We start from the raw sequence: 18,216 nt of genomic DNA on the forward strand, positions 1-18,216 counted from the left end.
CCCGGTTCGCCCCGCTCCCGACGGCATGATGAGCCGGACCGTCCGCTTCCATCCGACGGATCGCTCCGATGCGCCCCCCACGCCCGGGAGTCACCCCTTTGTCTGCACCGACCTCCGCACCGACCCCGGACTCCCTCACGGTCTCCGTCGCCCTGGTCGGCGCCGGCCCTCGCGGCACCAGCGTCCTGGAACGCCTCTGTGCCTCGGCTCCCGAACTCCTCCCGCCCGGTGCACGCCTCACGGTCCATGTGATCGACCCGGCGCCGCCGGGCCCCGGGCGCGTGTGGCGGACCGCGCAGTCGCCCGAACTGCTGATGAACACGGTGTCCTCGCAGGTCACGCTGTTCACCGACGACAGCGTGGACTGCTCGGGCCCGATCCGGCCCGGCCCCAGCCTCTGCGACTGGGCGGCCGGCGCGCTGGGCCCGGACGAGTACCCGACCCGTGCGCACTACGGCCGGTACCTGGAGTGGGTGTTCGCGAAGGTCGTGCGCGAGGCGCCCCCGGCGATACGCGTCGAGACGCACGCGGCCCGTGCGGTACGGCTCGACGACGCACCCGACGGCCACCAGGTCCTCACCCTCGACGACGGCCGCACCCTGCCCGGCCTGTCCGCCGTGGTCCTGGCGCAGGGACATCTGCCGACGGCCGCCGACGCGCCCCAGCGCCACCTCGCCGCCTACGCCGAACGCCACGGCCTGCGCTATGTGGCGCCCGCCAACCCGGCCGACGTCGACCTCTCCCCCGTATCCCCCGGCGAACCGGTGCTGTTGCGCGGCCTGGGCCTCAACTTCTTCGACCACATGGCCCTGTTGACCACGGGCCGCGGCGGCCGCTTCGTCCGTGCCGAGGAGGGCCGGGGCGGCCTGCGCTACGTCCCGTCCGGCAACGAGCCGCGCCTGTACGCCGGTTCGCGCCGCGGCATCCCGTACCAGGCGCGCGGCGACAACGCGAAGGGGCCGTACGGCCGCCATCTCCCGCTGGTCCTGACGCCCGAGGTGATCGCCGGCTTCCGCAAGCGCGCGGACTCGGGCGAGGCGCCGGACTTCCTCGCGGAGATATGGCCGCTGGTGGCGAAGGAGGTGGAGACGGTGTACTACACGGCGCTGCTGCCGGGGACACGGCGGCCGGAGTTCGTCGGCCGCTTCCTCGCCGTCGCCCATCGTGACCCCCAGGAGGCGCTCCTGCTGGAGGAGTTCGGGATCTCGCAGCGTGAGCGCTGGAGCTGGGACCGGGTCTCCCGCCCCTACACGGGGTCCGACGCCGCGGATCCCGGGCGGTGGCGCGAGTGGCTGCTGTCGTATCTGCGCGAGGACGCCGCACAGGCCGCCCGGGGCAATGTGCGGGGCCCGCTGAAGTCGGCCCTCGACGTGCTGCGCGACCTGCGCAACGAGCTGCGGCTGATCGTCGACCACGGCGGCCTCACCGGCACCTCGCGCCGGGACCACCTGGACCGCTGGTACACCCCGCTCAACGCCTTCCTGTCCATCGGCCCGCCCCGGCGCCGCGTGGAGGAGCTGATGGCCCTGCTGGAAGCGGGCGTGGTGGAGGTGCTCGGGCCCCGGCTGGAGGTGCGGGAGGAGGACGGGGCCTGGGTGGCGCACTCGCCCGAGGTGCCGGGCTCGGCGGTCCGGGCGACGACCCTCGTCGAGGCCCGTCTGCCGGAACCCGACCTGCGCCGCACCGCCGACGACCTGCTGGCCCGGCTGCTGAAGACCGGACAGTGCCGGCCGCACATCGTCGACGGTTACGAAACGGGAGGACTGGACGTAACGCAGCGGCCGTACCGTCTGATCGACCGTCAGGGCCGGGTGCACGCACGGCGATTCGCGTTCGGCGTACCAACGGAGGGTGTGCACTGGGTGACGGCGGCGGGGGCGCGGCCTGGTGTGGATTCGGTCACGCTTTCGGACGCCGATGCGGTGGCGAGGGCGGCGCTACGTGCGGTTGTTTCCGAGACGGATGAGGATTCCGGGGCAAAGTATTGGCCGAATGTTGAACTTGCAAGTATCGATTAGGGCTACCTACGGTGGGGGGCTACCGATCAGTATCCGTCCCCACCCCGTTCCTCACAGGGACCGGTAAACGTCAGACCGAGGGAGCCTCCCCCATGACCGGACGCCTCAACAGCGCCCAGCCCTACGCCATCGGCCTGTTCCGCATAGTCGTCGGCCTGCTCTTCGCCTGCCACGGCGCAAACTCGCTCTTCGGCACCTTCGGAGGCCAGACCGTCGAAGCCGGCACCTGGCCCGGCTGGTACGCCGCCGTGATCGAACTCGTCGGCGGCAGCCTGGTCATGCTCGGCCTCGGCACCCGCGCCGCGGCCTTCGTCTCCTCCGGCGCCATGGCGTACGCGTACTTCAAGGTCCACCAGCCCCAGGCCCTGTGGCCCATCGAGAACAGCGGCGAAGGCGCCGCCATGTACTGCTGGGCCATGTTCCTGCTGATCTTCACCGGCTCCGGCGCGTTCGGCCTGGACCGGCTGTTCGCCAAGCGTTCCGGGGCGCAGAGCAGGACGGCGGCCGACCAGACGCCGGTGGCGGCCTGACGGATCGGGCCCAGCCCCAGGCCTGATCTCCCGGCCCCGGCCCCGCACGGCCGGCCCGGACGACGGCGCCCGTATCCGCGAGGCTCACGCGGTACGGGCGCCGTTTCGCTGCGCTCGTTCTCCCCGTGCTCGTCACCTCCGTGCCCGTCTCACGGCAGCAGAGTGAACATGCTGTGCCGAACACACGAGCCCCCGATGGATCTCCTGTCCCACCCCCGGCGTACGCTGTATGGCTGTCATAGGCCGCCCCTGCCGCTCCCCCACGACATCGCGGCACGGTCTGGCCACGGGGGTAAACGGGGAGTTGTGGTGCTCGAGGGTCTCGAGGGCATGGGTTCGCTGACAGCGGCACCATGGATCTACGTAATGGTCGCACTGTCGGTACTGCTGGACGTGTTCGTCCCGGTCCTGCCGAGCGGCGTTCTGGTGATCACGGCGGCGACGGCGGCGGCCGCGGGAGCAGCGGGAGCCGCGACCGGTCAGGTCCCCGGGGACGTCCCGGACATCCTGGCCCTGACGCTCTGCGCCGCGACGGCCTCCGTCCTGGGTGACCTGGTCGCCTACCGTCTCGCCTGGCGCGGCGGCGCCCGACTGGACCGCGCGATCGCCCGCTCCCGCCGCCTGACGTCCGCGCAGGAACGTCTCGGCACGGCCCTGGCCCGGGGCGGCGGCGCCCTGGTGGTCCTGGCCCGCTTCGCCCCCGCCGGCCGCTCGGTGGTCTCACTGAGCGCCGGCGCCGCGCACCGCAGCCCCCGCGACTTCCTCCCCTGGTCCGCCCTGGCGGGCGTCGCCTGGGCCACCTACAGCGTGGCCCTCGGCTATTTCGGCGCCCAGTGGCTGGGAGCGACGTGGCTGGCGACGGGGGTGTCGGTGGCAGCGCTGTTCGCCGCGGGCGCGGGGGCGACGTACTTGATGCGCCGCAAGCCGGCGTAGCCCGCGGGCTCCGCCACCCGTCCCGCGCGGTACCTGTCCCGCCCGTTGTCCGCCCCGGCGCTACCCGGCCTGGCGCGCCGGCGCGGCGCCCCGCACCTCCAGCCCATCGAGCAGGTCGGCCGTGGCCTCCGCGATCAGATCGACGGCACGGTCGAAGACTTCCCGATTGTGGGCGGCGGGAGCCCGGAAACCGGAGACCTTGCGCACGTACTGCAAGGCGGCGGCCCGGATCTCTTCCTCTGTCGCCTCTTCGGGCAACGCGGGCGGACGAAGCGTCTTGATGCTGCGGCACATGCCTGACAGTCTCCCTCGGGGAGGGGCTTGTCTGCCATGATCACGTCGAGGCGGCCACCACATCGGGGCCGACCGACGAGAGGAATCGCATGACGGCGAACGATCGACTCACCGTGGCGGTACTGGGCCCGGGCGGCATAGGCGGCCTGCTCGCCGCGCTGCTGTCCAGGGCCGGACACCGCGTGATCTGCCTGGCCGGCGACGACACGGCCAAGACCCTGCGCACGACCGGCATCCACGTCCGCAGCGGCCTGTTCGGGGACTTCACGGCCGACGTCGAGACGGACACCGAGCTCCGTGAACCGGTCGACGCCTGCCTGATCGCGGTCAAGGCCACCGCCCTCGACGCGGCCCTGACCCGCGTCCCGCCCACCGCGCCGGGCGACGCCCTGATCGTCCCCTTCCTGAACGGCGTGGAACACCCGCAGACCCTGCGCACCCGCTACCGCCCCGACCGCGTCGCGCCGGCCGTCATCCGCGCCGAGTCGACTCGCGTCGCCCCGGGGAAGATCGAGCACCCCAGCCCCTTCGCCGAGATCGACCTCACCGGCGACCCGGTCCCCCGCGACCGCCTCGACGCCCTCGCCCAAGCCCTCGACGAGGCCGGCCCCACCACTCGTGTCCTCAACGACGAGACGGCGACGCTCTGGGCGAAGATGTCCTTCCTGGCCCCGTTCGCCCTGCTGACCACCCACCACGCCCTCCCCCTGGGCGACGTACGCACCCGCCACCGCGAGGAGCTGACGTCCCTCGTCGAGGAAACGGCAGCCGTGAGCCGCGCCTGCGGCGGCCCCGCCGACCCGACCCAGGCCCTCGCCCGCTACGACGCCTTCCCACCCGCCACCAAGTCCTCGATGCAACGCGACGCGGAGGCGAGCCGCGCCCTCGAACTGGACGCCATCGGCGGCGCGTTGCTGCGCGCGGCGGAACGACATGGGGTGCCCGTACCGGCGACGACCCGCCTGGTACAGGAATTGAGGACCGCCGGCCACTAGGGCGTGTTGCGAAAGTCAACGTCGGGACGGCGGGTTTCCGCCATAGCGGTGGTTTGCCGTCCCGGCCGCCGTTTCTGCCCGGTGCGCCGCCAGGACACTGGCCGGGGCGGCCGGGGCGCCGCCGTGGAGGACGGGAGAGCGCATGGCCGACAGCAGGATCCTGGTCGCGGTACCGGAACACCCTCGGGGCGAGGGCGCCGGGCCCCAGCAGTTACGGAAGATCCGGGACGCGATCGAGGCGGGCGGCTTCGAAGTCCGGTGGGCGGTAACGGCGGAGGACGCGGACGCGGTACTGCGCACCGAGGCTGGTCTGGCGGCGGCGCTGGTGGCCTGGGACCTTCCCAGGGCCGTCGGTGACGGGCCCGGCGCCGCGCTCGCCGCGCCGGGAGGCACACTCGCCCGGCCGGGCAGCACCCTCGACGGGACCCCGGGCGGCGGCGCTGTGCTGCGCCGGATCGGCCGCCGATTCCGGGACCTGCCGGTCTTCTTGGTGATGGCCGACGAGGGCCTGGGGGACCTGCCGCTGTGGGTGTCCGAGTCGGTCGTGGGCTACGTCTGGCCGCTGGAGGACACCCCGGGCTTCATCGCGGGCCGCATCACCAGTGCCGCCCGCTCCTACCGGGAATCCGTGCTGCCGCCGTTCTTCCGGGCACTGCGCCGCTTCGACGACGCCCATGAATACTCCTGGCACACCCCGGCCCACTCCGGCGGTGTCGCCTTCCTCAAGTCGCCGGCGGGACGCGCCTTCCACGACTACTTCGGAGAGCGGCTGCTGCGCAGCGACCTGTCGATCTCGGTCGAGGAACTGGGCTCGCTGTTCGAGCACACCGGCCCGATCGGCGAGGCGGAGCGCAACGCGGCCCGTGTGTTCGGCTCCGACCTCACCTACTTCGTGCTGCACGGCGACTCGACGTGCAATCGCCTGGTCGGCCATTTCAGCGTCACCCGCGACGAGATCGCGCTGGTGGACCGAAACTGCCACAAGTCGGTGCTGCACGGCCTGGTCGTCTCGGGTGCCCGGCCGGTCTACCTGGTCCCCACCCGTAACGGCTACGGCCTGGCGGGACCGCTGCCCCCGGCCGAGATCGCCGCGGACGCGGTGGCGGCCCGGATCACCGCGCATCCGCTCACCGAGGGCGCGGTGTCCCGGCACCCGCAGTACGCGGTGTTCACCAACTCCACTTACGACGGCCTGAGTTACGACGCCGTAGCCACCGCTCGCGCGTTCGCCGCCAGTACGCCCCGGGTGCACTTCGACGAGGCGTGGTTCGCGTACGCCCGTTTCCACCCGCTCTACGCCGGCCGTTACGGCATGTCGGTGGACGAGGATGCCTTCCCCGGCCCGGACCGCCCGACCGTGTTCGCCACCCAGTCCACGCACAAGCTGCTGGCGGCGCTGTCGCAGAGCGCGATGGTGCACATGCGATCCGCACCGCGGGCACCGGTGGAGCATGACCGGTTCAACGAGGCGCTGATGATGCACGGCACCACCTCGCCCCTCTACCCGATGATTGCCTCGCTCGACGTGGCGACGGCGATGATGGACGGCCCGCAGGGCGAGTGGCTGATCGACGAGGCGGTGACCGAGGCGATCCGCTTCCGTCAGGAGATGGTGCGCCTGCGACGGCGGATCGAGAGCGCCGGGGACCGGCCGCCGTGGTTTTTCGGGGTGTGGCAGCCGGACACGGTCACCGACCCGGCGACCGGCGACCGGCTGCCGTTCGAGGAAGCCCCGCCGGAGGTGCTGCGCACCGAGCAGTCCTGCTGGCTGCTGGAGCCCGGCGCCGACTGGCACGGTTTCCCCGGGCTGACCGAGGGCCACTGCATGTTGGACCCCGTCAAGGTCACGCTGACCTGTCCGGGGATCAGCGCCACCGGCGAGATGGCCGAGGAGGGCATCCCGGCCCGGGTGCTCACCGCCTATCTGGCCACCCGGAAGATTGTGGTGGAGAAGACCGACAGTTACACCACGCTGATCCTCTTCTCCATGGGCATCACCAAGGGCAAGTGGGGCACCCTGCTGGACGCCCTGACGGACTTCAAGGCCCTCTACGATGCCGACGCCCCACTGGAGCGGGTCCTGCCGGAGGCCGTCGCCGCGCATCCCCGCCGGTACGCGGGCCTGACCCTGCGCGGGCTGTGCCAGGAGATGCACGAGCAACTGCGTTCGGTGCGCCTGGTGGAGCTTCTGGACACGGCCTTCCAGCAGCTCCCGCAGCCCGTGGCGCCACCTCAGCACTGTTACCAGCGGCTGGTGCGCGGTGACACCGAGCGGGTCCGGATCTCGGAGGCGGCGGGCCGGGTGGCGGCCGCCATGGTGACGGTCACCCCGCCTGGCATCCCGGTCCTGATGCCGGGCGAGTCCATCGGCGCACCCGACGGCCCGCTGCTGCGCTATCTCACCGCCCTGGAGTCCTTCGACCGCCGCTTCCCCGGCTTCCGCAGCGAGACCCACGGCGTGACCCTCGACGAGGATACGGGCGACTACCTGATCGAGTGCCTGATCCAGGGCGCGGGGCAGCTGCCGGGGCACTCGCCCGGGCGTGTCGGTTAGGTTCTGTTGGGAAAGTGCTGGTCACAGCCACTCGTTGAGGACTGCGACCAGCACTGTCGCCTCGTAGCGGACGGCGAGCTTGTCGTACCTCGTGGCGACGGCCCGGTGGCGCTTGAGACGATTGATTCCGCACTCGACGGCATGGCGCTCGCGGTAGTCGGGCTTGTCGAACTTCGGCGGCCGACCGCCTCGGGAGCCTAGCTTCTGACGATTGCGGACGCGGTCCGCCGGGACCGGGATGGTCGCCTTGATTCCGCGTCTTCGCGGGTACGCTCGGTTGCGGCGGGAGTCGTACGCCTTGTCAGCCCGCACCCGGTCCGGTCGACTGCGAGGCCGGCCAGGACCGAGTCGGGGCACCCGAATCGCCTCCAGGACCGGCCCGAACTGCGGCGAGTCACCCCGCTGCCCGGCCGTGATCAGTACAGACAGAGGCTTCTGCCCCTGTTCGACGGCGAGGTGGATCTTTGTGGTCAGCCCGCCCCGGGAACGTCCGAGGGCGTGGTCGGTCGGCTCGACGGCGATGCCGCCAGGCGGCTCCTTTTGCAGGCCCCCCTTTTCGACGCTCCGGCGGCGTGCTGGTGGGCCCGACACACGGAGGAGTCGACATTCACATCCCAGGTGATCAGGCCCTTCACGTCGGCCTCAGCCTGGAGCTGAGTGACGATCCGGGCCCAGGTGCCATCGCGCTGCCAGCGCCGGAACAGGTCGTAGACCCGGTCCCACGGCCCGTAGCGTTCTGGCACATCACGCCAGGGAGCACCGGTCCGGGTCCGCCACCGTATGCCGTCTATCAGCTGCCGCCGAGTCCATACCGGCGGACGGCCCGGCTTGATGCCCCGCGGCAACAACGGCTCCAGCCGGGCCCACTGGCCATTCGTCAGATCACTACGCCCCACGGAACGTGATCATCCACGACCAAGATCCACTTTCACAACAGACCCTAGCCGCGCCGAAGCGCGCGAGCCCACCGATCATCGACTCACACACTCGTTCGCATGAACCACCCAAAGAAACTCGCAACCCGAAATCGAACAGGCGTAGCATTGGGCTGTGGCTAAGCCCTATGACTTTCCGAGTGACCTCCTCGCCGGCCAGGAGGAGTTGCATCAGGTCCGGGCCGAGCTGTCGGCCCTGCTGAAGCGGCTCCCCTGGTCGGTCGTCCCCCTGGACGCGTTCAGCGACGACAACGGCTGGCGCAAGGTCGAGCGCCCCGCCTCCCCCGGCTGGACGCAGGACGAGCAGGCCGAGGTGGAGAAGCTCCGACACCGCGAGCACGAGCTGGCCGTGTTCGTCAGCGGCCACCGCTTCTGGTCGGACCTCACCGGTCCGGAACGGGTGGACGCCCGCACAGAACTGAAGCACGCGCACGGGACACCGGCGGAGGAGAAGAACTGAAACGCAAAGGGCCCCGGCCGCGAACGGCGGGACCCTCTGTCGCTGTGGGCGCGGACGGTTTCGAACCGCCGACATCCTGCTTGTAAGGCAGGCGCTCTACCCCTGAGCTACGCACCCGAGAATGAGTCGACAGCCTACCTTGCCAGGGGCCATGTCCCGCAAACCCGTATCGCGGACCGTCCGGGAAGTCCGGGCACACCCTGGGGTTATCCCCACCACGGATCCGGGAGCGGCCCGGATCCCGCGCCGGGCCCGGGGTCCGTACGGTCGAAGCACCATCGTCACCCCGGGCCGCAGAAGCCGGTCCGGGGAAGTCTCAGGGGGAGATCGTCATGGCCCGTACCGTTCCCGCCCGCGCCGCCGCTGTCGCCGGGGTCGTTGTGGTGCTTCTTGCCGGGGTCAGCGCCTGCGGGGCCTCTGCCGGGGACGACAAGGAGCCCGAGCACCGGTCCTTCGCGCTGGAGGGGAAGACCCTGACCGTCGACTCCGACGACTCGGCGTTGGAGATCGTCGCCGCCGAGGGGAACAAGGCCGGCACGGTCGAGGTCACGCGGTGGTTCCAGGGCTCGGTCGCGATCGGCTCGGATCCCAAGGTGACCTGGGCGATGGAGGACGACCGGCTGGTGCTGCGGGAGAAGTGCTCGGGCATGATCGCCAACTGCTCGTCCAAGCACCGGATCGAGGTGCCGCGCGGGGTCACCGTGAAGGTGGAGGACGGGGACGGGAGTGTGCGGGCGCGCGGGTTCCGGGACGCGTTGAGCATTCGTACGGGGGACGGGTCCGTGCGGGTCACCGACTCCAGCGGTCCGCTGGACCTGAGGACCGGCGACGGCTCCATGCACGTCCTTGACGTCTCCTCGCGCCAGGTGAGGGCGCGGAGCGGGGACGGCTCGGTGCGGCTCGAACTCGGCACCGTGCCGGACCTGGTGGAGACCCGCAGCGGCGACGGCTCTGTGACGATCGAGCTGCCTCGGGCGACGTACCGCGTGTCGACCGAGACCGGTGACGGCTCGGTGGATGTGTCCGTGCCCCGGGACGACGCCAGCTCCCATGTGGTCTCCGCCCGCAGCGGCGATGGAAAAGTCACGGTGCGAACCGCGAACTAACCGGCCCGTGTGTTCGTCCTAAACCGGTGGGAGAATGAACCGGGCAGGGTGAATGACAGCACGGGAGAGGGATGTGACGGCGACACCTCCGCAGCCGAACTCGCCGTCAGTGCCGGGCGCGCAGGGACATCGCGCGCGGGGCGTCCCGCAGCCCGTACGTCAGGTCCGGCGCGGCTCGCGCCACACTCTGCGCGACATGCTCACCCTGGTCTGCGCCCTCCCTCTCGTCGCCGTCCTCGCCCTGCCGACCGCCTTCGCCGGCGGTGGTACGCGGCGCTGGTTCGGCGGACGGGCGGAGAGTCAGCGGGCCGAGGCGCAGGCCGCGAAGGACGCGGCGGCGGCCGCGTTCTACGAGCTGGACACCGCCCAGCGGGATCTGCGGATCTCGATCGAGACGATCTCGGCCGTCGACGACTCCCCTGCCGCCCGCCGGGCGATCACCGACTTCGAGGCGCTCGGGCGGCGTATCGACGAGGCCAGTCACCAGTACATCAACGCCGTCGACGCCCACGACCTCGACCGCGACGACCTGGAGGCCTCGGCCGCCGCCCACGCCCGTACGGCGCTGACGCAGGCCAAGGACGAGCTGGGGCGCGTCAAGCAGGAGCTGGACCGGTTCGAGGACGGGCTCGGGCCGCTGCTCGGCAAGGCCGAGACCCAGCTGGCCCGGCTCGCCCCGGCGGTCGAGCGCGCCCGGCAAGGCCTGCTGGCCGCCTCGAACGCCCTGGACGGCGTACGGGGATCGGGGTTGAAGGCGGACGACCTCGCCGCCCGGCTCGCGGCCCTCGCCCCGGAGCTGACCAAGCTGAACCAGGGCGCCGGGCAGCATGGCGTCCCGCAGACGCTGGAGCGTGCCGAGCGGGTCGCGCGGGAGGCGGAAGCGGTCCGGGTGGAGGCCGAGCGGCTGCCGGAGAAGGCCGCCGAGATCGATCACCGGCTCGTGTCGCTGCGGACGCGCGCGCAGGCGCTCACCACTCGTGCCGGGCAGGTCGAGCCGGTGCTGAGCGAGTTGCGGCGGCGGTTCACGGCGGCCTGCTGGCAGGACCTGCAGAGCGTGCCGGACCGGGCCGGGGAGAACGTACGGCAGGCCGAGCTGAAGCTGAAGGAGGCGCAGGCCGCGCGCGACGAGCAGCGCTGGCCGGACGCCACCGCGCTGCTGTCGACGGTCCGGGCGCTGCTGAACTCCACCGACGAGTCGGTGTCCGCCGCCGGTGACCGGCTGCGCCGGCTGAACGCCGTGCAGAAGGACCCGCAGCAGGAGATCGACCGGACCCGCTTCGCGATCCGGGACGCCCAGCGGCTGGCCATGGCGGGCCGCAACACGCCCGATCCGCGGCACGCGCGCCCGCTGGACGAGTCCGTCGCCCGGCTGGAGCGGGCGACGGACACACTGGAGGGCCGCCACCCGGACTACTGGCACTTCCTGACCGAGACGGAGGCGGTGCGGCAGGCGGTGGCCGGGGTGGTCGCGCAGATCCGCGAGGAGCGCGGCGGCGGTCACTGACGGGGCTAACCTGTGCGTATGCCTCGCTACGAGTACCGCTGCCGCAGCTGCGGCGACACGTTTGAACTGAGCCGGCCGATGGCGGAGTCCTCCGCTCCGGCGAGCTGCCCTGCGGGGCATGACGACACGGTGAAGCTGTTGTCGACGGTCGCCGTCGGCGGAACGGCGAGCGCCCCCGCCGCGCCCAAGGCGAGCGGCGGGGGCGGTGGGTGTTGCGGCGGGGGCTGTTGCGGTTAGTCGCCTACGGGGGTGCCGCACGATGCCGTCATGCGGGTGCGGCATCGATGTGGCTTGTCGCGCCCACGCGGCTAAGCCGCACCTCGATGCAGCCCCGCGCCCCTCAGGGGGTTGTCGTGCGCGTTGCCTTCAGGAACTCCCGCAGGATTCGCTCACCCGCCAGCACCCCCCGCTCGGGCAGCGCGCTGATCGCCGGGGCGGTGAAGTCGGTGTCGGCCAGTTCGCCGTGGCCCGGGCGCCAGCCCCGGTCGGCGGCCAGCAGCAGGTCGGCGTCGAGGAGGGAGTCGCCGGCGGCCAGCGTCAGCTCCGCGCCGGTGCGGCGGGCGACCTCGTGCATGGCGGCGCTCTTGGTCAGCGGCTTCGGCACCGCGTAGATCTTGCGGCCCTGCAAGGACACCGTCCAGCCCCGGTTCTCCGCCCACACCGCGAGCTCCTTCACCCACTCCTCGGGCAGCAGCTCCCGCTCGACGACCAGGTAGGCGAAGAGGTCCTCGGCGATCCGGTGCTTGCGCACCCACGCCGGGGACGCCGACGCCATCAGGTGGTCCTGCACCTCCGCGAGCGGCGCGCACTGCTCGGCCAGCCGGGCCATGACATGCGCATTCCAGTCGAGGTCGGAGACACCGTCGACCAGCAGGTGGCCGCCGTTGGCGCAGATCGCGTACTTCGGCGGGGGGCCCGGCAGGTTGATGCGCTGGTACTGCTTGCGGGTCCGGGTCGTCGTCGGCACGAAGACCGCCGCGTCGCCGAGGTCGGTCAGCAGCTGGGCCGACGTCTCGGTCATGTACGACAGCGGCTTGCTCTCGTGCACCTCCACGCACAGCAGCCTCGGCGCCCGCGCGTCCGGCATGGTCAGCGCGAGGGCCGCGGCGGAGTAGATGAGCGTACGGTCGAGGTCGCTGGCCACCAGCACCGGCATCAGAGGTTCACCGCCTTGCCGTCGGCACCCGTCGCGCCCCGCGTGTACTTGGGGTGGATCAACCCCACGCAGGTGTACGGCAGTTCGGCCACCTCTTCCACCGGTACCCCTCTCTGTTCGGCCAGCAGACGTACGTGGTCCAGGTCGGCGCCGGCTCCGGCCCGCGCCAGGATCTTCCAGGGCACCCGGCGCAGCAGCACCCGTGTGGTCTCGCCGACGCCCGGCTTGACGAGGTTCACGTCGTGGATGCCGTACTCCTCGCTGATGCGCTCGACGGCCGCCCAGCCCTCCCAGGTCGGCGCGCGGTCGCCGGACAGCAGCTCCTTGGCCGTCGCGTCGACGGCGTCCGCGACCTCCGGGAAGCGGGCGGAGACGGCGTCCAGGAAGGCCACGGAGACGTCGGCGCCGGCGAGTTCGCGGTAGAACTTCGCGCCGTGGTAGTCGTGCGGGCCGACCAGGTCGGCGCGCAGGACGGTGCGTGAGATGAGGCCGGACACGGTCGAGTTGAGGCACGCGGACGGGATGAGGTAGTCGTCGCGGGTGCCGTACGTCCGCACGCAGGAGCCCGGGTCGGCCAGTACGGCGATCTCCGGGTCGAAGCCGGTGACGCCGTCGGACTTCTCGAACTCCGCGAGGGCCACGGCGAGTTCGCGCGTGATGGCGCCCTTGCCGGTCCAGCCGTCGACGAAGACGACGTCCCGCGGGTCGTGGTGCTCGGCCAGCCAGCGCAGCGCGTTGGCGTCGATGCCCCGGCCGCGCACGATCGAGACGGCGTAGTGCGGCAGTTCGAGGCCGTGCCGGAACTGCGCCCAGCGGCGCATGAGTATGCCCACGGGGGTGCCGGCGCGGGCGAGGGAGACGAGCACCGGCCGCGGCGAACGCTCCGCCAGCACGATCTCGGTGACCGCGCCGACCGCCTTCGCCAGCCGCGCCGCCGACTCCTCCAGCGCCGTGTGGAACAGCGCCTGGTACTGCTCGCTGGGCTGGTACTCCACGGGCAGCGACTCCGCGTAGTGCGCGCCGCCGCTCTGAATGGCCTCTTCCCTTTCCTCGGTCGGCGCCTCCAGCGTCACGTCCGAGAGGTCCTGCAGCAGCCAGCCGACCTCCTCGGGGGCGTACGAGGAGAAGGCGGGGCCGCGGAGGGGCTCGGGCAGCATCGGGTGCCTTTCGGGAATGGCCAGGGGTCCGGGGACGTACGACGGCACCACCGCGAGCAGGACGTGCGGGGCGTGGGCGGCGAGCTGCGCCAACAGGCCGTCGGACGCGTGCAGTTCGGGGGTGTCGGCGACCGAGTCGACGACGGCTATGACGGCGTCGAAGCCGGCCCCCGCGACGTTGTAGGCGTAGCGCTCGCCGGGGCCGTCGGCGGGGTCGTCGTGGGCCGGGAAGACGAGGCGGGTGCGTATCGCGTAGCCGGGGTCGTCGACGGCGAGGACGGGTGAGCGGGTGGTGGTGGAGTAGCGGACCTCGGCGTCGGTGATGACCTGCTCCAGCTCGCGGGCGAGCCTGAGCGGGGCGTACATCAGCTCTTCGAAGCCGAGGACGAGGACGCGGCGCGCGTCGGCGGGGAGTGCCTCTGCCAGGCGGGCGGCCATGGCGGGGAGGGCGCCTTCGAGGCGGGTGCGGTGCGCGGGGGTGAAGCCGTGGCGACCGCCGTCGGGGAGGGCCGGGGGCCAGTGCAGGTCTATGCGGGTGGCGTGGGGGGCGGTGAGCTTGTCGTCCGAGTGCGGGCCGGTGGGGGCTGGTCGCGCAGTTCCCCGCGCCCCTGGGGGGTCGGCCACCGCAACGCCCGTCTTCAGGGGCGCAGACGACGTACGACCCTCCGCGGCGCTCTCGGCCTCGTACCGCGCCACCAACTCCTTCCCCTTCTCCAACACCCCCTCCGGCAGCCGTACGGTCCCCGAAGCGGCGGCCACCAGATCCACTCGCGCGCCGATCTCCCGCGCGAACTCCTCCAGCCGCCCGGCATCCGCAGCCGACCGCATGTCGACCAGGGCAACCACCACGTACCGCCGCCGCGGATACCGCTCATGAAGATCCCGGACGGTGTTCAGCACCGTGTTCCCCGTGGAGAACTCGTCGTCGACCAGGACCAGCGGCCCGTCGCCGACCAGCAGCGCCGGGTCCTCCGGGAGCAGCAGATGGGACGTGGCGTGCGAGTGGGACTCCTCGAAGCCGCCCGCCCGGGCGACCCCGGCGACCGGGCGGCGGGTGGAGTGCAGGTAGTGGGCGAGGCCGATGCCGTCGGCGACGGAGTGGCCGAGCCCCGTCGCCGTCTCGGCGTAGCCGAGGACGACCGCCCTGGCGGCCTCGTCGTCGCCCAGAAGATCCCGCACTCGGCGGCCGAGGGCGAAGCCGGCCCCGTACACCACGGACGGTGACTGCGGCACGTGCTTGCCGAGCACGTGGGAGACCAGCAGATGCGCCCGCTTGGGGTTGCGGCGCAGGGCGAGCCCCAGCATCCGAGTGAGCTCGTCGTCGCCCACGAGCTGGACTCCGAGCCGCTCGGCGACCCAGCTCCCGGACCAGACCCCGTTGTTCACTGCGTTGTTCATGCGTCCCTTGGATTCAGAAGCCGGTCGGCTGGGTGGAGAAGCCGGTCGGCTGGGTGGAGAAGCCGGTCGGCCCGGTCAGGCCGGGATACCGGCGGCAAGCAGCTCCACGAAACCGATGTCCTCGTTGGCCACACCGAACACCTCGGCCCGCAGCATGGTCCGCTCGGCCCAGGCGCGATGCGGCTTCACCTCATTCATCTTGTTGGTGTACTGCGACCTGAGTACACCCCCACCGCAGCGTTCGGGCCGCAGGATGTCCTTGGCGTCGCTGAACTCCTCGTGACTGACCACGGACAGCGCGTGTACGGGCAGTACGTGGGAGGGGTGGATGCAGGTCTTGCCGAGGAGGCCGTTGGCGTGGTCCAGCGTGATCTCGCGCAGCAGGCCGTCCATGGAGTGCTCGATGAGGGCCTCGCGCAGTTCCTCGGCCTGGCCCTCCAGGAAGGGGCTGCGGCGCAGCTGCGGCTTGAACATACGTTCCTGCACCCGGAAGTACTCCCACACCGGCCCGGTCACCGTGAAGCCGGTGCCGTCGGCTCTGCCCAGCATGTTCACCACGTCGGCGATCACGGAGGCGACGATCTGGACGTCGTACGCGGTCATGTCCGGGGCCCGGCGCAGCCCGTACGACGAGCAGAAGTCGGTCACCCCGAGCCGCAGCGCCAGCACCCGCTCCCGGTACTTGTCGACCGCGCGGAAGATGCCCTCCAGGGTCTCCACGCGGGACTCCCGGTAGAGCAGCTCGGGCGACTCCAGCACCGGCATGGCGAACAGCCGGCGCCCGCTCTGCGCCTCGGCGCTCGCGAGGGCCTCCAGGAAGGGCATGCCGCGCTCTTCGGTGAACTTCGGCAGCACGAACCCGGACAGCAGCCGGACGGCGGGACCGAGCCGCCGTACGAGATCGGGGATCTGTTCGGGCGCACGGACCCGGATGAAGAGCAGCGGCAGATCCACCGCGCTCTCCCGCTCGGCGAGGTCGGTGAACTGCCGGACGAGGTTCTCCTCGCCCTCCGCCACGTCCTCGTCGCCGATCGAGTCCTCCAGGCACAGCACCATCGAGACCACGCCGCGCCCGGTCTGCTTGACGATGTCGTCGGCGAGCCGCGGCCGCGTGGCCGGACTGTAGAGCGTGGCGCCCAGGGCCGCGGAGAGCAGCCGTGCCGAGGAGTCCGCGGAGAACGCGCACGGCTCCTGGTGGAAGAGGCGCTGCCGCACCTCCGGGGCGATGTGCCCGAAATGACGCATAGAGCTCCCCCGTGGTGCCTCAATGGCCCCTGTGACCTGTTCACAGGTGGCCGGTAATAGTACGTAGATACCCATGTCAGGGGTTCCCGCAGGGCATGAATTTCTGGTAACGCGGACAAGCACGAGCGCACACGGCCCGTGTACCCCCGCGTTGTCGTGACCAGGACGGAGAGGGCAGGATGACCGCATGACGCACGCGATGTTGAAGGGGTCGAACGTCCCGCTCGAAGTCACGACGGTACGCGCCGTGCTGCGCTGGACGCCCGGGCAGGGGGTCCCGGATGTCGACGCCTCGGCACTTCTCCTCGGCCCCGACGGGCGCGTGCGCTCCGACGAGGACTTCGTCTTCTACAACCAGCCCCGGCACCCCTCCGGGCAGGTCTGGCGACTCGGCAAGAAGCGACTCACCGAGGGCCTCACCGACACGATCCAGACAGATCTGGCCGGTGTCGAGGCCGGCGTCGGACAGATTCTGGTGGTCGCTTCGGCGGACGGCGTCACCTTCGACCGCGTACGGGACCTGCGCATCCTGCTGTACGACGCGGCGGCCGCCGAGGGCGATCCGCTGGCGTACTTCGACGTCAAGCCGGAGACGGGCGCGGAGACCGCCCTGATCTGCGGCGAGCTGTACCGCCGCGGCGAGGGCTGGAAGTTCCGCGCGCTCGGCGAGGGCTACTCGGACGGCCTCAAGGGCCTGGCCACGGACTTCGGTATCTCGGTGGACGAGTCGGAGGCGTTGGAGGAGCCCGCCCCGGTCCCCACGCCGGAGATCTCCCAGCCCCTCCCCCCGGAGCAGCCGACGACCGTGGTCCCGCCCCAGCCGTCCTACGGCTACCCCCAGCAGCCCCCGCCGACCCAACCCGCATACGGCTACCCCCAGTCCACCGGCCAGCCGGTCACGGCCCAGTCGGGCTACGGCTACCCGCCCCCGGTGACGGCCGCTCCGGGCCAGGAATTCCGCCTGCCTCCACAGGGCCCGCAATTCATCGGACGTTAGCTGCACGCCCCAAGGGGCGCGGGGCTGTATCGATGTGCGGCTCCGCCGCGTGGGCGCGAGCGGCCACAAACGCCCCGCAGCCGCCGACCGACACCGGGCCCCGAGCCATCAGGCGCACCGGCCAAGACCAAGCGTCAGCGTTCCGCTTTGGTCTTGTATCCGCGCCCCCACTGCAGCCCCCACCCGAACAACCGATCCAGCTCGGCCTGGAAGCCGTAGACGAACTTCACCTCACGCCGAACCCAGAGCTCGCCCTTCACGTTCTCGATCATCACCACCGCACAGGACCGAGCCTGCGGATGCCGCTCATCGAGGCCTATCTCGATCCGGGGCCCATTGCTCGGGTACAGGGTGACGATCGCATGCGTGCGGTCGAACGCCGGCGTCTGGTCATAGATGTACACAAAGACCAGTAGCCGCTTGATCTCCTCCCGATGATCAAGGTTGACGTACATCGTCTCCCCGGACGCGGACCCGAACCGGTCGTCCCCGCTGAGCTTCACGTACGGCGGCGCGTTGACGTCCCCGAGGAAACCGCCCAGCGGCTGGACGACCCCCTTGGTCCCGTCGGCCAGCTCGTACAGACACCCGAGGTCGAGGTCCACGTTGACCATGCTCTGACTGTGCCCGAGCACCTCCGGCGGCCTGAGCGCCTTCAAGGGATGCCGCCACAGGCTCTCCCGCTGCGAGCCTCCGATGTCCGACGTCCGCATACGCCAGGCCAGGTTGACCCGGAGATGACCGGTCGCCGCACCCTGCTTGGTGAGCGAGACCCGGTCGTGCCGCTTGGTCAGCTCGATCGAGTTCGACGACGCGCTGCCCGAGTCGAACTCGGTCGCCCGGCCACGCCAGAGTCCGTCCAAGAAGCCCATTCCGCCCCCACGTCCCACGAGAGAACCGCGTTCACCACGAATGATCTGCATGCACTCGGAAA

At 71.4% G+C, this 18,216-nt stretch carries 16 protein-coding genes and 1 tRNA gene; 10 read left to right on the forward strand and 7 right to left on the reverse strand.

The genetic code is table 11. The annotated features are described in order from the left end of the window. Window positions 1–68: 68 nt before the first annotated feature. The 3 genes from AB5J49_RS14325 (at window position 69) to AB5J49_RS14335 (ending at window position 3,481) form a co-directional block, all read left to right on the forward strand. Complete coding sequence (locus AB5J49_RS14325; RefSeq protein ID WP_369169020.1) at window positions 69–2,018, forward strand: FAD/NAD(P)-binding protein; 1,950 nt, start codon at window positions 69–71, stop codon at window positions 2,016–2,018. 92 nt (window positions 2,019–2,110) lie between these two features. Continuing rightward, a complete protein-coding gene (locus AB5J49_RS14330; protein ID WP_369169021.1) occupies window positions 2,111–2,548 on the forward strand; it encodes a DoxX family protein in 438 nt (145 codons plus the stop codon). 366 nt (window positions 2,549–2,914) lie between these two features. After that, window positions 2,915–3,481: a DedA family protein gene (locus AB5J49_RS14335; protein ID WP_369169022.1), complete on the forward strand. Its 567-nt coding sequence runs from the start codon at window positions 2,915–2,917 to the stop codon at window positions 3,479–3,481. A 60-nt stretch (window positions 3,482–3,541) separates the two neighbouring features. On the opposite strand, the gene AB5J49_RS14340 is transcribed toward AB5J49_RS14335, so the two are convergent. Continuing rightward, a complete protein-coding gene (locus AB5J49_RS14340) occupies window positions 3,542–3,775 on the reverse strand; it encodes a DUF2277 domain-containing protein (RefSeq protein WP_369169023.1) in 234 nt (77 codons plus the stop codon). A gap of 89 nt (window positions 3,776–3,864) precedes the next feature. On the opposite strand from AB5J49_RS14340, the gene AB5J49_RS14345 reads away from it, so the two are divergent. Beyond that, the gene (locus AB5J49_RS14345) at window positions 3,865–4,770 is read left to right on the forward strand and encodes a ketopantoate reductase family protein (protein ID WP_369169024.1); all 906 of its coding nucleotides are present in this window, start codon (window positions 3,865–3,867) and stop codon (window positions 4,768–4,770) included. 142 nt (window positions 4,771–4,912) lie between these two features. Next, the gene (locus tag AB5J49_RS14350) at window positions 4,913–7,324 is read left to right on the forward strand and encodes an Orn/Lys/Arg decarboxylase N-terminal domain-containing protein (protein WP_369169025.1); all 2,412 of its coding nucleotides are present in this window, start codon (window positions 4,913–4,915) and stop codon (window positions 7,322–7,324) included. A gap of 21 nt (window positions 7,325–7,345) precedes the next feature. Here the strand turns inward: AB5J49_RS14350 and AB5J49_RS14355 are convergent. Next, window positions 7,346–8,220, reverse strand: a protein-coding gene (locus tag AB5J49_RS14355; RefSeq protein WP_369169026.1) for an IS5 family transposase whose coding sequence is annotated in 2 segments (ribosomal slippage) — window positions 7,346–7,867 and window positions 7,870–8,220 — 873 coding nt in all. Because the reading frame shifts where the segments join, the coding sequence is not laid out codon by codon here. Window positions 8,221–8,374: 154 nt separating this feature from the next. Between AB5J49_RS14355 and AB5J49_RS14360 the strand changes: the two genes are divergently transcribed. Then, entirely contained in the window at window positions 8,375–8,719 is a 345-nt protein-coding gene (locus AB5J49_RS14360) for a hypothetical protein (RefSeq protein ID WP_369169027.1), read from the forward strand. A gap of 45 nt (window positions 8,720–8,764) precedes the next feature. Here the strand turns inward: AB5J49_RS14360 and AB5J49_RS14365 are convergent. Further along, window positions 8,765–8,836 (reverse strand) — tRNA-Val (locus tag AB5J49_RS14365). Between the two features lie 215 nt (window positions 8,837–9,051). Between AB5J49_RS14365 and AB5J49_RS14370 the strand changes: the two genes are divergently transcribed. The 3 genes from AB5J49_RS14370 to AB5J49_RS14380 all read left to right on the forward strand — a co-directional run bounded on the left by AB5J49_RS14370 (window position 9,052) and on the right by AB5J49_RS14380 (window position 11,566). Then, window positions 9,052–9,825, forward strand: coding sequence for a DUF4097 family beta strand repeat-containing protein (locus AB5J49_RS14370; protein WP_369169028.1), 774 nt, complete (start codon window positions 9,052–9,054; stop codon window positions 9,823–9,825). Between the two features lie 73 nt (window positions 9,826–9,898). Continuing rightward, window positions 9,899–11,329 carry a hypothetical protein gene (locus AB5J49_RS14375; protein WP_369169029.1) on the forward strand — a complete coding sequence of 477 codons (1,431 nt, stop codon included), beginning with the start codon at window positions 9,899–9,901 and terminating at the stop codon, window positions 11,327–11,329. An 18-nt stretch (window positions 11,330–11,347) separates the two neighbouring features. Next, a complete protein-coding gene (locus AB5J49_RS14380; RefSeq protein WP_302001043.1) occupies window positions 11,348–11,566 on the forward strand; it encodes a zinc ribbon domain-containing protein in 219 nt (72 codons plus the stop codon). Between the two features lie 103 nt (window positions 11,567–11,669). On the opposite strand, the gene AB5J49_RS14385 is transcribed toward AB5J49_RS14380, so the two are convergent. The 3 genes from AB5J49_RS14385 to AB5J49_RS14395 form a co-directional block, all read right to left on the reverse strand. Further along, entirely contained in the window at window positions 11,670–12,485 is an 816-nt protein-coding gene (locus AB5J49_RS14385; RefSeq protein ID WP_369169030.1) for an HAD family hydrolase, read from the reverse strand. Further along, window positions 12,485–15,040 carry a phosphoribosyltransferase gene (locus AB5J49_RS14390; protein ID WP_369169031.1) on the reverse strand — a complete coding sequence of 852 codons (2,556 nt, stop codon included), beginning with the start codon at window positions 15,038–15,040 and terminating at the stop codon, window positions 12,485–12,487. The genes AB5J49_RS14385 and AB5J49_RS14390 overlap by 1 nt, the downstream gene beginning before the upstream one ends. Window positions 15,041–15,115: 75 nt before the next feature. Then, a complete protein-coding gene (locus AB5J49_RS14395) occupies window positions 15,116–16,285 on the reverse strand; it encodes an HpcH/HpaI aldolase/citrate lyase family protein (protein ID WP_369169032.1) in 1,170 nt (389 codons plus the stop codon). A 187-nt stretch (window positions 16,286–16,472) separates the two neighbouring features. On the opposite strand from AB5J49_RS14395, the gene AB5J49_RS14400 reads away from it, so the two are divergent. Then, window positions 16,473–17,282, forward strand: a complete 810-nt coding sequence (locus AB5J49_RS14400; RefSeq protein WP_369169033.1) for a TerD family protein — start codon at window positions 16,473–16,475, stop codon at window positions 17,280–17,282. A 134-nt stretch (window positions 17,283–17,416) separates the two neighbouring features. On the opposite strand, the gene AB5J49_RS14405 is transcribed toward AB5J49_RS14400, so the two are convergent. Then, the gene (locus AB5J49_RS14405; protein WP_369169034.1) at window positions 17,417–18,154 is read right to left on the reverse strand and encodes a Tellurium resistance; all 738 of its coding nucleotides are present in this window, start codon (window positions 18,152–18,154) and stop codon (window positions 17,417–17,419) included. Window positions 18,155–18,216: the final 62 nt, after the last annotated feature.

It is taken from the genome of Streptomyces sp. R28 (genome assembly GCF_041052385.1).
GTDB lineage: Bacteria > Actinomycetota > Actinomycetes > Streptomycetales > Streptomycetaceae > Streptomyces.

Excerpts from the sequence above, each read along its gene's own strand:
- AB5J49_RS14340 (WP_369169023.1), bottom strand. The coding sequence starts at position 3,775 with ATGTGCCGCAGCATCAAGACGCTTCGTCCGCCCGCGTTGCCCGAAGAG.
- AB5J49_RS14400 (WP_369169033.1), top strand. The coding sequence starts at position 16,473 with ATGACGCACGCGATGTTGAAGGGGTCGAACGTCCCGCTCGAAGTCACG.
- AB5J49_RS14405 (WP_369169034.1), bottom strand. The coding sequence starts at position 18,154 with ATGGGCTTCTTGGACGGACTCTGGCGTGGCCGGGCGACCGAGTTCGAC.
- AB5J49_RS14380 (WP_302001043.1), top strand. The coding sequence starts at position 11,348 with ATGCCTCGCTACGAGTACCGCTGCCGCAGCTGCGGCGACACGTTTGAA.
- AB5J49_RS14330 (WP_369169021.1), top strand. The coding sequence starts at position 2,111 with ATGACCGGACGCCTCAACAGCGCCCAGCCCTACGCCATCGGCCTGTTC.
- AB5J49_RS14345 (WP_369169024.1), top strand. The coding sequence starts at position 3,865 with ATGACGGCGAACGATCGACTCACCGTGGCGGTACTGGGCCCGGGCGGC.
- AB5J49_RS14350 (WP_369169025.1), top strand. The coding sequence starts at position 4,913 with ATGGCCGACAGCAGGATCCTGGTCGCGGTACCGGAACACCCTCGGGGC.
- AB5J49_RS14370 (WP_369169028.1), top strand. The coding sequence starts at position 9,052 with ATGGCCCGTACCGTTCCCGCCCGCGCCGCCGCTGTCGCCGGGGTCGTT.
- AB5J49_RS14390 (WP_369169031.1), bottom strand. The coding sequence starts at position 15,040 with ATGAACAACGCAGTGAACAACGGGGTCTGGTCCGGGAGCTGGGTCGCC.
- AB5J49_RS14385 (WP_369169030.1), bottom strand. The coding sequence starts at position 12,485 with ATGCCGGTGCTGGTGGCCAGCGACCTCGACCGTACGCTCATCTACTCC.
- AB5J49_RS14335 (WP_369169022.1), top strand. The coding sequence starts at position 2,915 with ATGGTCGCACTGTCGGTACTGCTGGACGTGTTCGTCCCGGTCCTGCCG.
- AB5J49_RS14395 (WP_369169032.1), bottom strand. The coding sequence starts at position 16,285 with ATGCGTCATTTCGGGCACATCGCCCCGGAGGTGCGGCAGCGCCTCTTC.
- AB5J49_RS14325 (WP_369169020.1), top strand. The coding sequence starts at position 69 with ATGCGCCCCCCACGCCCGGGAGTCACCCCTTTGTCTGCACCGACCTCC.